This window comes from Petroclostridium sp. X23 (assembly GCF_030013905.1).
Classification (GTDB): domain Bacteria; phylum Bacillota; class Clostridia; order SK-Y3; family SK-Y3; genus X23.
Map to the genome: position 1 here is coordinate 5,053,998 of NZ_CP124862.1, position 13,631 is coordinate 5,067,628.

Consider the following 13,631-nt stretch of genomic DNA (forward strand, 5'->3'; position numbering starts at 1 on the left):
TATGAATTCCTTTTTTGGTTTGAATGTAGCTGTAAAAGGTCTATATGCCAGTCAGGCGGCTCTGTATACCATTGATCATAATATCAGTAATGCGGAAACTTCCGGGTATTCAAGGCAGGTAACAAGTCAAAAAGCTTCTGCTCCGCTAAGTACCTATACAGGAAGCGGCATGATTGGCACAGGAGTGGATTTTATCTCCGTACAGAGAGTTCGGGATGAATATCTTGATATGAGGTTTTGGAATCAAAATATAAGCTATGGTGAGTGGAATGCAAAAAGTGAAGCCCTTTCGGAACTGGAAGCGATTATGAACGAAACATCGGAAGATGGATTAAATGAAGTGTTAAGCAGCTTTTCTTCTGCATTGGAAGAACTTGCGAAAGATCCGGACAGCGAACAGACAAGAGCTGTTGTAGTGCAAAACGGGGATTACCTGTGCAAATACTTGAATAATGCGGCAAGTAACCTGATCTTATTAAAAAAGGATTACAACAGCAATATCAAGGTAAAGGTGAATGAAATCAATTCTTATGCTTCACAAATCCGGGATTTGAATGAACAAATTTATAAGTCAGAGCTGGACGGAAGTTCTGCAAATGATTTGAGAGATCAACGGGATTTACTTATGGACAAGCTGACATGCTTAGCTGATGTCCGGATAAATGAAGTGGATGCCGGTACACTAGCCAACGGCAAAGACGATATTCGTCTTCAAATCACATTGGATGGCGTTAGTCTGGTCAATCATTTTCAAGTCAATGAATTGGAATGTTATACCATTGATGAAGGCTCGGAGCAGGATGGTACGTATGGGATCCGATGGATGAAGACAGGAAATGAAGTCGAATTTGATAGTGGAGAAATCAAAGGGTATCTGGATATGCGTGATGGAACAGGAGAAAAGGGAGGGTACAAAGGAATTCCGTATTATATGGAGCAGTTAGATCATTTTGCCGGAGTTTTCGCAAAAGCTTTTAACGAAGGGATCTATGCCGATGGGACACAATATATCCAAGGACATGCCGGAGGGGCAGATTCGGACGAAACAACAGGGATACGGTTTTTTACTTTTGACGGTAAATCGTCGGACGAGCTCATGAAAAGCGGAAGCGATATGAATGAAATATATCAGAATGTTACCGCTGCCAATATTACAATTTCGTCAGATATAGAAGATGATCCGGGTAAAATAGCGGCTGCTTCGTTAAGCGGTGAAGACGGGAACAACGAGAATATCAATGAACTTGTAAATATGTTTAATGATAGTCGTATGTTTGCGGATGGAATGCCGGTGGACTATATTAATTCCATTGTTTCAACCATGGGGACAAGTGCGGCACATGCTTCCCGGTTGGCTTCTAATTATGAGAGCACTCTAAACCAAATCGATACCGGCAGAATTTCGGTATCCGGTGTTTCATTGGATGAAGAGTCGGCAAATCTTGTCAGATACCAGCAGGCATATAGCGCTGCGGCCAAGATGATCAGCGTACTGGATGAAATCCTGGATATTACTATCAACGGGCTTGGTGCAGGGTAATCCCATAAAAAATAGGTCTTGATTATATGATTGTTTGGAGGGGTATGATGAGGGTAACGAGCGGTATGCTGGTTCAAAATGCAATCAGAAATATTAACAGCAATTTGTCCAGACTGGACACACTACAGCAGAAAGCATCAACAGGCAAGCAAATACAATACGCGTCGGATAATCCGGTTATCGCCACTAGGTCGATAAAGATAAAGAGTTATTTATCCGAAGTGGAGCAGCTGCAGAAGAATACCGAGGACGCAAAGTCGTGGATGAAATTTTGTGAGTCATCATTGGGTCAGATAGATGACAATTTGGATAGAATTCGAGAACTGACGGTAGAGGCGGCTAACGGCACCTATTCCGATGATGACCTCAATGCGGTTAAAGAAGAAATTACCGAAATAAAGAAAAGTATATTGGAAACCGGAAATTCAAACTACTCGGGCAGATATGTATTTGCGGGCTATAATACCGGTGACGCTCCTTTTGAATCGGTATCTACAGCAGTGGGAGAAAAAATCATGTACAATGGTAAATACCTATCACTTGGAGGTCCCATTTCTTCTACGGTATCTGATGAGGACTATAAAGCTTTTTACTTGGACAATATGGATAAAATCAGTAGGCAGCCGGAGATGCAATCAGCAGTAATCAATACTTTTACTGCTACGGCGCCGGCATTGGATTTTAGCCTTTCACTGGATGGGGTAAGTCAAAGTATCAGTTTGACAGATGGAACGACATATGATGCGGATACTCTTCAGATAGAGTTGCAAAGTAAAATCAATGCTGCCTTTCCATCGGGAACCGGTCAGCCGGATCCTTTGATTAAAGTTAGTACTCAAGATGATAAATTAAAGCTCACCGTACAGGATGGCAGCAGTATTCAGATTGACAGCGGAACGTTGAACGTCAAAACAATAGGTTTTACTGGAGGCACAGAATCTATAGCTAATGCAAAGCAGGAAATAGAATATAAAATGGGAGTAGGAAATCTTATAACCATTAATGTTGAAGGCAATGAGATGTTTGGAAAGGGTGAGGAGTCTCTCTTCAATACCCTTACAAAGCTGGAGATGGCATTGGAGGGAGAAACAAGTTATAAAACGGCAACATACGATGAAGGTCCTCCGGCGGAAGTAATCGTAGAAACACATGAACTGGATATTAGTAGTTTGCTGGGGGATTTGGACCTGGATTTAAGCCGGATACTTAAATCCAGATCGGTACTTGGCGCAAAGACAAACTATGTAGAGCTGACACAAAACCGGTTATCCAGCAATAACGTCACGTTTACAGAACTATTAAGCAATACGGAAGATGCGGATTATGCGGAGGTAAGCATGAAACTGGCTAGTGCCGAAACAGTCTACTCGGCGGCTTTATCTGCGTCTGCAAAAGTGATCCAGCCGAGCTTGTTGGATTTCCTTCAATAGGTATAGATAACGAACTTTAGACTTGTAATTTACCAAGTTATATATCACGCTAACAGTTAAGATTCCGTAGGGGCGGACGACTCTGTCCGCCCGCAGATAGGGTAATAGTACAGCGGGTGGACAGGGTCGTCCACCCCTACGATAATAAAACAGATATATTCAAACAAGAATTAACATATTGGCTAATAATAACTTTAAAGTTTTTTATCTATAACAAAGTAGTTATTTTATAATGGATAAGGAGGTTTGCTATGAGTTCAATTAGCAGTATAAGCAGCAGTACCACCCGAATTACCGGAATGGCAAGCGGGCTTGATGTCGATACGATTGTAGAAGAATTGATGACTGCTGAAAAAGTTCCTCTGAATAAGCTTTACCAGAAAAAGCAGCTAGCGGAATGGAAAAGGGATAATTATAGGGAGATTTCCAACGCATTAAGAGCGTTTAGTGATGAATATTTTGATATCTTAAATAGCGATTCCTACATGCTGTCCCAGTCTACATATAAAAAATATACATCTGTCGTTAGTGATAATACGGTTGTGAGTGTAACAGCAAACGCAGAGGCTGAGGCGGGAACGCATTCAATTACAGTGAGTAATTTAGCTACGGCAGCAATATATAAAAGTTCTTCCGCCGTAACAAAAGCCATTGCAGGATCATCTGCAGCGGATTTTAGTGCAGCGAACGGAAAGAGCTTCATATTAACGGTAGACGGTACAAAAAAGACCATCGATATTGATGACAGTAACACGGATATCAGCAGCTTACAGCAAGCGGTTGATGATGCGATAGGTACCGGTAAAGTGCTGGTATCGGATACGGTGGGGGATGGAACCGGCTATCTGACTTTTAGTGCGGTAGAAAACAGTGGTGTTAGTAAAATCACGCTCAGTGAGGGTACGGATGGGGTATTGTCAGCATTAGGATTTTCGGATGATGATAATCTATGTAACCGGCTGAAAACATCCGACACTTTGGAATCCATTTGTGCAAATATGCAAAATATATTTAGCTTCAATGATGATGGAAATATAGCGATATCTATTAATGGAACGGATTTTGAATTTGATAAAGATACAACCCTTAGTTCAATGATGTCGAAAATTAATAGTTCGGATGCCGGTGTTAGGATGACATATAATGAAACAAAGGATATATTTATGTTAATGGCAATAACTACCGGAGCGGGCAAGGATAATATTCAGTTAAGTGAATCAGGCAGTACATTTTTAGAAAATGCATGTGTAACTGACTTTACTGAGGGGGAAGATGCCGTAATTATACTGGACGGGGAAAAGCATACCCGAAGCAGTAATTCCATCACCCAGGATGGGGTAACCTATAAACTTTTATCAGAGAGTACTGAAGAGCAGACCGTTGGGTTGTCCTTGGACACTGACGGGATCTATGATAAAATCAAAAGTTTTATTGATGACTATAATGCGTTAATAAATACCATCAATGATAAAATTTCCGAAGAGTACGATAGTGACTATCCGCCGTTGACGGATGATGAAAAAGAGGCAATGACGGATGATGAAATAGAATTGTGGGAAAATCAAGCGAAAACCGGATTGCTTGAAAATGACTCAACACTACAAAAGATCTTAGATGATATGAGATGGGCTCTTTATCAATCTGTTGAGGGTTCTTCCTTGCATCTGTCAAGTATCGGGATTACAACAACCAGCAACTATGAAGATAAAGGAAAGCTGGAAGTTGATGAAACTGCATTGAAAAAAGCTATTGAAAATAATCCTGAAGCAGTGGCGAACCTTTTTTCAAAGAAATCCGAAAGCTATCCGGGAACCACAAGTGCCCGTACTTTGGATTCAAGTCAAAGAAGCATACGACAAAGCGAAGAAGGCTTGATATATAGAATCTATGATGTTTTGCAAGACAATATTTCTACGATGAGAAATAATAGCGGAAAGAAAGGCACTCTTCTGGAAAAGGCGGGAATAGAGGGGGATACTTCGAGTTATTCAAATTTTATTACCGACCAAATTGAGGATTATGAAGAAGAGATTGATGAGATGTTGGATAAGTTGGATGATAAGGAAGATCAGTATTATGAGAAGTTTTCTAACATGGAAACTTATATCAATCAAATGAATAGTCAGCTAAGCTCAATCCAATCTATGCTCGGTTAGGGGTGATATAATGAAATTACAAGTCTCGGATTATTACGCATACCTTCAGATAAAATTAGGCATTGCAGAAGAAATCTATAAAAATACGGTGACGCAGTCCTATGCCCTAAAGAAAAATGATGAACATTTACTTAAAAAGCTTTTAAATGATCGTCAGAAATGTATCGAACGTCTTGATGCCATAGGGTGTGCTTCTGATATTTTCCGGAATATAAAAAAGGATGTTGAAACAGAAAAACTTGAACAATCCATTCAATATCTTTCAAATGAAATAACACGTATTAATCATATGAATGTAGAACAAGCCGAAGAGCTAAAGGGCAAAATTGGAAATTCCATAGCTCATATCACTTGTGGTAGAAAAGCTATTCAAAACGGCTATTTTAGAAAGATCCCATCTCAATACGGATATTTTATTGACAGAAAAATCGGGAAAAGCTACAGAGTTTAAATAAGAAAACAAAATGCTATATAAATTGTGACAAAGAATTTACATCAGCAATCATTAAGTGGGGAGTCTTTACGCTCTCCTCACTATCCACTCCCCACTCCTCACTAAAGCAATATATTCTGCTTTTTAACAACCCTTCCGCACTAATATTCTTTATGCTATAATGATTTAAGTAGTGAGAAGTTAGGAAGGTTTACTATGGAATACATCAGCGGAGTTGTTGAAAGAATTACATATGCAAATGAGGAAAACGGGTTTTGTGTCATCAAAATAAAATCCAAGGGTTTTCCTGACCTTGTAACGGTTGTAGGCAACCTGGCAGCTGTTAATGTTGGGGCTGTCTTGCGCTTAAAGGGCGAATGGAAATATGACAGCAAATACGGAAAACAGTTTTCAGCGATTGATTACAGGGAGACAATACCCGCAACCATTGCGGGTATTGAAAAATATCTGGGCAGCGGTTTGATTAAAGGTATAGGGCCTGTTTATGCCCGGAGGATTGTAAAACATTTCAAAGAAGATACCTTGCGGGTGATTGAGGAAGAAACTGATCATTTGATACATGTGGACGGCATTGGAAAAAGGCGTGTCGATATGATCAAAAAAGCTTGGCAAGAACAGAAGGAAATTAAGAATGTCATGCTTTTCCTCCAAAGTCATGGCGTATCAACGGCGTATGCAGTGAAGATTTATAAAACCTATGGGAACGAAAGTATCGATATTGTCAAAAGCAATCCATTCCGCTTGGCCGATGATATCTGGGGGATAGGCTTTAGAACTGCCGATAAAATTGCCCAGCAGCTTGGGTTTGATAAGAACTCCTTTGAACGCTGCCGTTCAGGGATTATTTATGTTCTCAACCAACTTTCCAATGATGGTCACTGCTATGCGACACGGGAACAGATCATTTCCGAGACGGTTCATATGCTTGAGTTGGAAGAAGGTCTTATTGATGGTACTATTGACAGGATGATTGAAGAAAAATCGGTAATACCCGATGAGCAAAACGCCATTTATCTCCCGCCTTTTTATTTCAGTGAAACCGGTACAGCAAAAAGGATCAGAGAAATATTGGCAGGACAAGCAACCCAAGATGCTATAGACGTAAACAATTTGATTACTGAAATAGAGCAGGAGCAGCATATCACCTATGATGAAGTACAGAAGGATGCGATTAAAACAGCAGCACTATCAAAATTCATGGTGTTGACCGGCGGCCCTGGGACAGGAAAAACCACCACTACCCTCGCTATTATCACTGTGTTTCAGAAGATGGGTAAAAAAGTACTGCTGGCAGCCCCCACCGGCAGGGCAGCCAAAAGGATGTCCGAGACCACCGGTATGGAGTCAAAGACCATCCATCGTTTGCTTGAATTCAAACCGCCCGAGGGGTATCAGAAAAATACCGATAATCCATTGGAATGTGATGTGCTGATTATTGATGAGACATCCATGGTGGATATTATTCTGATGTATAATCTTCTGAAAGCAGTCACCGATGACACGGTAGTGATTTTAGTAGGAGATGTGGACCAGCTGCCTTCGGTTGGGGCAGGCAATGTATTAAAAGATATTATCGACTCGGGACAGGTGGAGGTAATCAAACTGACAAGGATTTTCAGGCAGGCTTTGGGCAGTGCCATCATTACAAATGCCCACCGGATCAATAAAGGGGAGATGCCAAATCTTCATAGCGGCCGGAACAGTGACTTTTTCTTTATCCAGGAGGATGAACCCCAGAAAAGAGTGGAGACCATCCAAAACCTGTGTACTAAAAGGCTGCCGCAGTATTATAAAGTCAATCCTGTTCATGATATTCAGGTGCTGTGTCCCATGCAGCGGGGTGAAACCGGTGCGCAGAACTTGAATGCTGTGCTGCAGGAAGCTTTAAATCCTACGCATGTAACTATTAAATATGGTGGTACGGTATATCGTTTAAATGACAAGGTAATGCAGATAAAAAATAATTATGATAAAAACGTGTTTAACGGTGACATAGGAACCATCGTAAATATGGACACGGAAGATAAAACGCTGGTCATCCGTTTTGACGGGAACGATGTAGAATATGATGCCACCGAATTGGATGAAGTAGTACTGGCTTATGCTACTACCGTTCATAAGAGCCAAGGGAGTGAATATAAAATCGTCGTGGCACCTTTTACCATGCAGCATTATATGATGCTGCAGCGAAATTTACTATATACTTGTGTAACCAGGGCTAAAAAGGTGTTTGTATTGGTTGGGGCCAAGAAGGCCGTGGGTATTGCGGTATCAAATAATAAGATCGAACAGAGAAATACCATGTTGTCGATGAGATTAGCCTAAATGCATTACCTCTAGCGTGGTAAATAACTTGAATAAGTTTTCCTGATATCTATCAGCTTATCCATTAAATTTAATGCGCTGGATTCCATTTTCAAGGCTATACCGACGATAATACAATCCATGAGTGCCATCGGTGATACCATGGAGTGAAATTCATATATTTCTCCCCGACAAGTATAAAGAATGATATTTGCGGCATCAACCATTTCTGAAACCATTAAATCGGTTATTAGGATGGTTGTACATCCTATGCTTTTAGAATAATCCAGTACAACATGGGTTTCTACCAGCATTTTTACAAATCCGAAAACAATGATCACATCATCTTTGTCAACGTGAACAAGTGATTCATATATGTCCGATCCGCTTTTTTCCATTATAATCAAATCCAAACCAAAACGGTCAAGACGGTATTTAAGAATATATGCCAGGCTTTGCGATGGGCCCGGAGCAAATATATACACCTTATTTGCTTTAACCAATGCATTGATTGCTTTATCAAATTCTTCGAGAGAGAGGTTTTGAATAGTATTGTGCAGATTATCAATCTGTTGAGAGATCAATTTCATACATAAATCGTCATTGTGTGCTTTACTTAAGGTAGTTTTAATTTTGCTAGCCGGTGTAATGTTCATGTCTTTTCTAAGATGACTTTTAAATTCTTTAAAATTATCGAAACCCAGGTATTTACAAAAACGTGATATTGTTGCAGTGCTTATATTAAGTTCACCGGCGATTTCATCAATGGTGAGATACGGCAGTCTAGCTTTATTTTTTAAAATAAAATCAGCAATTTTTTTCTGACTTTTTGATAACTTATTGATATCTATATTTAAAATATTAGATTTCATATCATTTCACCCTAATTAGTTTCTATCTATTATATATCAGATATTCGTTAAATACAATAAAAATGTAAATTTATTTTTATGAACTATAAGAATGAAAATAAATTTACAAAATGTTAAACTGTATTTAATATATAATTAACTTCTTTTATGTAAAATATATATTGGATTTACAGAAATATACTAAAATTATAAAGGAGAGTGGTAAGACTGGAGAATATTTATATTGCGTCCCCGATGCTGTGGGCGTATCCGATGGAGCAAGTGCTCGGGATTGTTAATGAACACGGTATTAAAGGTGTTGAAGTATGGGCTGAACAGGTATGGTACTATAACAGCACAGTTCGTGATATTGTTCATGCGAAGGAAAAACATGGCATGAGCCTTACCTGTCATGCTGCAAGCTGGGATTTAAATATTGCTGCACTTAACAAGGGTATTAGAGTGCAGTCTGTTGAGGAGATAAAGAAATCGATTTTACTTGCTGAACAAATGCATGCAGGAAACATCACTATACATCCGGGAAGAAGAACGATGTCAAAGGAATGGACAAATTGGCATGTGAAAGTGCTTATTGAGAGTCTGAATGAAATTGCAGTGTTTGCGCAACAACATCATGTAGTGGTTTCAATTGAAGTCATGGAACATGTGAAAAAAGAGCTCATAACAGATTATGCTGCAATTAACTCACTTTTAGATTATTTGCCCGATTCGGTTATGACTACCCTTGATATTGCCCATATTCCTTCCGAAGAAGACTTTGCAATATATTATTCGCAAATTAAGCGGATCAATAAGATACATATAAGCGATAGAATTAAAAAGAAATATCATGTGCCTCTCGGGCAAGGGGAACTTGACTGTGTAAATATGTTAAAGGTTTTGTATCACTCAGAACTACCTTTGGTTATAGAGGGATTTGATGATAGTAAAAAACAAAAAGTGTTACAAGAAAATCTGAACTTCCTTCGTCAGCATTTTGAAAACTATAAAAAAAGGAGTGGTTGACTATGTCAAAATTAAAAGTAAGAGGAATAATCACTGTGTTGGTTTTAGGAATAACGATATTCCTGACGGCATGCAGCGGCGCGACACCAAAAAGTGCCGATACTTCAACAGGAGATGCAAAAGCAACCGGTAAGATTCTATTGTATACTTCACAACCGGACCAGGACGCCCAAGCTTTGGTAGATGCGTTTACTAAAAAGTACAGTGGAACGACAGTTGAGATTTTCCGTTCAGGTACCGAAGAAGTGATCAGTAAGTTAATGGCAGAAGAACAAGCAGGTGCGGTACAGGCCGATGTACTATTGGTGGCAGATGCAGTTACTTTTGAAAGATTAAAAGAACAAGGTCTGCTCTTATCTTACAAATCTCCGGAGCTTACTAAAATCCCTAAAGAATACGTTGATGAGAATGGCATGTATACCGGTACTAAAATCATCTCTACGGCTTTGGTCATTAATACTAAAAATGCAAGTACAATGCCGGATTCATGGAAGGTTTTGACTGCGAAAGAATCAAAAGGGCAAAGCATTATGCCTAGTCCGCTTTATTCAGGAGCTGCAGCCTATAATGTTGGTGTACTAACAAGACAGAAGGATTTTGGATGGGATTATTACAAAGCACTGAAAGATAACGATATTACCGTTACCAAAGGTAATGGCAGTGTATTAAAAACGGTTGCAGCCGGAGAAAAAACATACGGAATGATTGTGGATTATATGGCTGCAAGAGCAAAGAAAGAAGGATCTCCGGTAGAACTGGTTTATCCCAAAGAAGGTGTGCCGGCAATTACAGAACCTGTAGGAATTGTCAAAGGTACCAAGAATGAGGCTACTGCAAAAGCTTTTGTAGATTTTGTGTTATCTGAAGAAGGACAGCAGCTGGCAGTTGAAATGGGATATACGCCTATTCGTGAAGGAGTGAATGCACCTGAGGGTTTAAAATCCGTTAAAGAAATGAAAGTGATTACTGCCGATATACAAGAACTATATAAAGCACGAGATGAAGATAAAAAGCAATTTGAAGGTATTTTCGGGCAGTAATACGTAGGAGGACGATCATGGGTGACACGTTATCAAATGGTATCATGTGCAGGGAGGAAAAGCAGCAAGGAGTGCTTTTCCACCCTTCTTTCTTTTCAGGTATAAAAAAAAGATATCGCTCTTTATTACTGCTTGCATTGGTCATTATTGTTTTTTTTATACCTATATTTCGGTTGTTGATGTTGAGTTTTACATCGGAAACTGCAATAACTGTTGAGCATTATGCCAGGGTGTTGAGCGAGCAAAAAACATGGAAGGTCATCAGCAATACGGTGATCATTGCTTGCGGTTCTACGGTTCTATCCCTTGTATTAGGGGTATGCATGGCTTGGCTTGTGGCGTACAGTGATATACGGGGGAAAAAACTTATGCAGATCTTTATTCTGCTTCCGTTTATTATTCCATCTTATATTATTACGCTGTCATGGACACAGTTTATGGGTACAAACGGACTGGCGATAAAATTACTGGCTGTCTTTTCTGGTGATTTGAAGCCGTGGAATATTTACAGCTATGGTGGAATGATTTTGATTATGGGCATTTCCCATTACCCCCTCGTATATATGTTAACGGTAAGCGTATTTAGGAAGATTTCTAGAGATATGGAATTAGCGGCCAGAATGTCCGGTGTCAATAGGGTGCAGGCATTCTATCATATAACATTGCCGCTGGCTTTGCCGGGGATTGCCAGCGGTGGGCTGCTTGCTTTTTTGGCGAGCCTGGATAATTTCGGAATACCTGCTTTTCTGGGAATTCCGGCAAGAATCAGCGTATTGAGTACGATGATCTACGAGGAGATCATCGGGTACGGGCCATCAGCATTCGCAAGGGGTGCAGCATTATCAGTGATTCTGGGTATTATTGCTTTAATAGGAACGCTTTTTCAATGGTGGTTGTTAAGAAGATACAAGCGTTTTGAAACGGTAAAAGAGGATTATGCACCACGGTTTTCTTTTGCAAGGCATCGGATATATATAGAGGTAATGGTATGGATTTTCCTTATCACGATTAGTATTATACCGGTGTTTTCTATGGCAATGACATCACTGGTGAATGCATACGGCATGGATTTCACTCCGGTGAACTTAACGTTCAGGCACTATCATTTTATTCTGGCGGAAAGCCAAAAAACCAAAAATGCGATTCAAAACAGTTTGATATTGGGAATGGTGACTACAATGTTATGTTTGTTGATTGGAACCATCATTGCTTATTACCGGACCCGCAAGGTTTCTCCTATCAGTAAGGCTGTAGAAATATTTGTAGGGCTGCCTTATGCACTTCCGGGAATGGTATTGGCTTTAGCGATGATTTTTACATGGATGGAGCCTGTTCCGGGATGGAATCCGGGAATATACGGGACCATTAAAATATTGATTATTGCTTATATCACAAGATTTATGATCCTGCAAGTGCGTGGAAGTATAACGGCGATGATGCAGGTAGACCGGTCCATGGAGGAAGCTGCCAGAGCGTGCGGCGCCAAGACGGCGAGTACATGGAAAAAAGTGCTTATTCCGCTGCTTTTGCCGGGCATGATGAGCGGAGCTTTTATGGTGCTTCTGTCATCGCTCACCGAGCTAACGCTTTCATCCATTTTATGGTCGAGCGGGTGCGAAACAATAGGCCTTACCATTTTTAATTTCGAACAGGCCGGATATATTACCTATTCTACTGCCTTTTCGACATTTGTAGTCTTGCTGATTATGATAGGGGGATTGGCCTTCTATTTGTTTCGAAAATTTTGGAAAAAAAGAGTGATGCATATATGAGTACGGAAATCATTAATGTCAGTAAAAAATTCGGTGCCTTTGAAGCGCTGAAATCTGTTAGTTTATCCATTCGGAACGGTGAATTTGTAGCTATTCTTGGCCCTTCCGGGTGCGGCAAGACAACGCTGCTCAGATCTATTGCGGGGTTTGAAGCACTCTATTCGGGAGAGATTAAGATCAACGGTGCAACAGTGAGCGGCGCAAATTTTATTCTGCCTCCCGAAGAAAGAAACATCGGAATGGTTTTTCAATCATTTGCGTTGTGGCCTCATATGAATGTAAGACAGCATCTGCAGTTTCCTATCCGGTACCATCGATTTGTATCGCAGGATATAAAAAAGAATGAACAAAAGCGCATTGAAGAAATACTGTCGGTTACAGGACTGAGCCATCTGTCCGGCCGCATGCCAAACGAACTGTCGGGCGGGCAGAAACAGCGCGTAGCATTGGCGAGGGCCATCGCAGCAAAACCGGCCCTGTTATTAATGGATGAGCCGCTGAGCAGCCTGGATGCTGAATTAAGAATCAACATGAGACGGGAGATACAGAACATCCATAGATTTACTAAGACAGCCATTGTTTATGTTACGCATGACCAGGCAGAGGCGCTTGCGATGGCAGATCGTGTCGTCATCATGAAAGATGGGAAAATAGAGCAGATAGGAACACCGGAAGAAATTTATTGCAAACCCCATACCGAGTTTGTTGCAAGGTTTGTAGGAAAAGCAAATCTTGTAAAGGGAAAGTGGGAAGGTGATAAGTTCTATCCTAGCGGTATGAATCAAGATACCTATTGGGTTATTGATACCGTCACTGAAAATCTTCGTCAAAAGGGAATATGTCCTGTAAGGCCTGAACAGTTTTCAATACTTGAGCATGGTGAAGGTATTCCGGGTACGATAAAAAATGCGCAATATCAAGGTAAAGAAATCCATTATAATGTTCAAGTCATGAAAGAAACCTATGAAGTACACAACGATCAATTTAAACGATACAGTTTGGGAGAACAGGTACTTCTTCAATTTGTTCCATAAAAAATGGAACGATGTTTTATGGAA

The 13,631-nt window shown here is 40.2% G+C and carries 10 protein-coding genes; 9 read left to right on the forward strand and 1 reads right to left on the reverse strand.

Going from position 1 to position 13,631, the window contains the following annotated elements:
* Window position 1 precedes the first annotated feature (1 nt).
* The 5 genes from flgK to QKW49_RS23675 all read left to right on the forward strand — a co-directional run bounded on the left by flgK (window position 2) and on the right by QKW49_RS23675 (window position 7,905).
* On the forward strand, window positions 2-1,540 hold the full coding sequence (gene flgK / locus QKW49_RS23655; protein ID WP_282865090.1) for a flagellar hook-associated protein FlgK: 1,539 nt from the start codon (window positions 2-4) through the stop codon (window positions 1,538-1,540).
* 47 nt (window positions 1,541-1,587) lie between these two features.
* Window positions 1,588-2,970, forward strand: coding sequence for a flagellar hook-associated protein FlgL (gene flgL, locus QKW49_RS23660; protein WP_282865091.1), 1,383 nt, complete (start codon window positions 1,588-1,590; stop codon window positions 2,968-2,970).
* Window positions 2,971-3,221: 251 nt separating this feature from the next.
* Entirely contained in the window at window positions 3,222-5,126 is a 1,905-nt protein-coding gene (fliD, locus tag QKW49_RS23665; protein WP_282865092.1) for a flagellar filament capping protein FliD, read from the forward strand.
* 10 nt (window positions 5,127-5,136) lie between these two features.
* Window positions 5,137-5,577, forward strand: a complete 441-nt coding sequence (locus QKW49_RS23670) for a hypothetical protein (RefSeq protein WP_282865093.1) — start codon at window positions 5,137-5,139, stop codon at window positions 5,575-5,577.
* A gap of 198 nt (window positions 5,578-5,775) precedes the next feature.
* Entirely contained in the window at window positions 5,776-7,905 is a 2,130-nt protein-coding gene (locus QKW49_RS23675) for an ATP-dependent RecD-like DNA helicase (protein WP_282865094.1), read from the forward strand.
* Window positions 7,906-7,916: 11 nt separating this feature from the next.
* Here QKW49_RS23675 and QKW49_RS23680 read toward each other — a convergent pair whose 3' ends face one another.
* Window positions 7,917-8,756 (reverse strand): MurR/RpiR family transcriptional regulator, encoded by an 840-nt coding sequence (locus QKW49_RS23680; protein ID WP_282865095.1) that lies wholly within the window; start codon window positions 8,754-8,756, stop codon window positions 7,917-7,919.
* 252 nt (window positions 8,757-9,008) lie between these two features.
* Here QKW49_RS23680 and QKW49_RS23685 point away from each other — a divergent pair, with 252 nt between their 5' ends.
* The 4 genes from QKW49_RS23685 to QKW49_RS23700 are packed head-to-tail and all read left to right on the forward strand — an operon-like array spanning window position 9,009 to window position 13,607.
* A complete protein-coding gene (locus QKW49_RS23685; protein WP_282865096.1) occupies window positions 9,009-9,761 on the forward strand; it encodes a sugar phosphate isomerase/epimerase family protein in 753 nt (250 codons plus the stop codon).
* 2 nt (window positions 9,762-9,763) lie between these two features.
* A complete protein-coding gene (locus tag QKW49_RS23690; protein WP_282865097.1) occupies window positions 9,764-10,801 on the forward strand; it encodes an ABC transporter substrate-binding protein in 1,038 nt (345 codons plus the stop codon).
* 17 nt (window positions 10,802-10,818) lie between these two features.
* Window positions 10,819-12,573: an iron ABC transporter permease gene (locus tag QKW49_RS23695; protein WP_282865098.1), complete on the forward strand. Its 1,755-nt coding sequence runs from the start codon at window positions 10,819-10,821 to the stop codon at window positions 12,571-12,573.
* Complete coding sequence (locus tag QKW49_RS23700; RefSeq protein WP_282865099.1) at window positions 12,570-13,607, forward strand: ABC transporter ATP-binding protein; 1,038 nt, start codon at window positions 12,570-12,572, stop codon at window positions 13,605-13,607. Before QKW49_RS23695 ends, QKW49_RS23700 begins: the two co-directional genes overlap by 4 nt.
* Window positions 13,608-13,631: the final 24 nt, after the last annotated feature.

Coding starts and splice junctions, on each gene's coding strand:
- fliD (WP_282865092.1), top strand. CDS start 3,222: ATGAGTTCAATTAGCAGTATAAGCAGCAGTACCACCCGAATTACCGGA.
- flgK (WP_282865090.1), top strand. CDS start 2: ATGAATTCCTTTTTTGGTTTGAATGTAGCTGTAAAAGGTCTATATGCC.
- QKW49_RS23690 (WP_282865097.1), top strand. CDS start 9,764: ATGTCAAAATTAAAAGTAAGAGGAATAATCACTGTGTTGGTTTTAGGA.
- QKW49_RS23700 (WP_282865099.1), top strand. CDS start 12,570: ATGAGTACGGAAATCATTAATGTCAGTAAAAAATTCGGTGCCTTTGAA.
- QKW49_RS23670 (WP_282865093.1), top strand. CDS start 5,137: ATGAAATTACAAGTCTCGGATTATTACGCATACCTTCAGATAAAATTA.
- QKW49_RS23675 (WP_282865094.1), top strand. CDS start 5,776: ATGGAATACATCAGCGGAGTTGTTGAAAGAATTACATATGCAAATGAG.
- QKW49_RS23680 (WP_282865095.1), bottom strand. CDS start 8,756: ATGAAATCTAATATTTTAAATATAGATATCAATAAGTTATCAAAAAGT.
- flgL (WP_282865091.1), top strand. CDS start 1,588: ATGAGGGTAACGAGCGGTATGCTGGTTCAAAATGCAATCAGAAATATT.
- QKW49_RS23685 (WP_282865096.1), top strand. CDS start 9,009: ATGGAGCAAGTGCTCGGGATTGTTAATGAACACGGTATTAAAGGTGTT.
- QKW49_RS23695 (WP_282865098.1), top strand. CDS start 10,819: ATGGGTGACACGTTATCAAATGGTATCATGTGCAGGGAGGAAAAGCAG.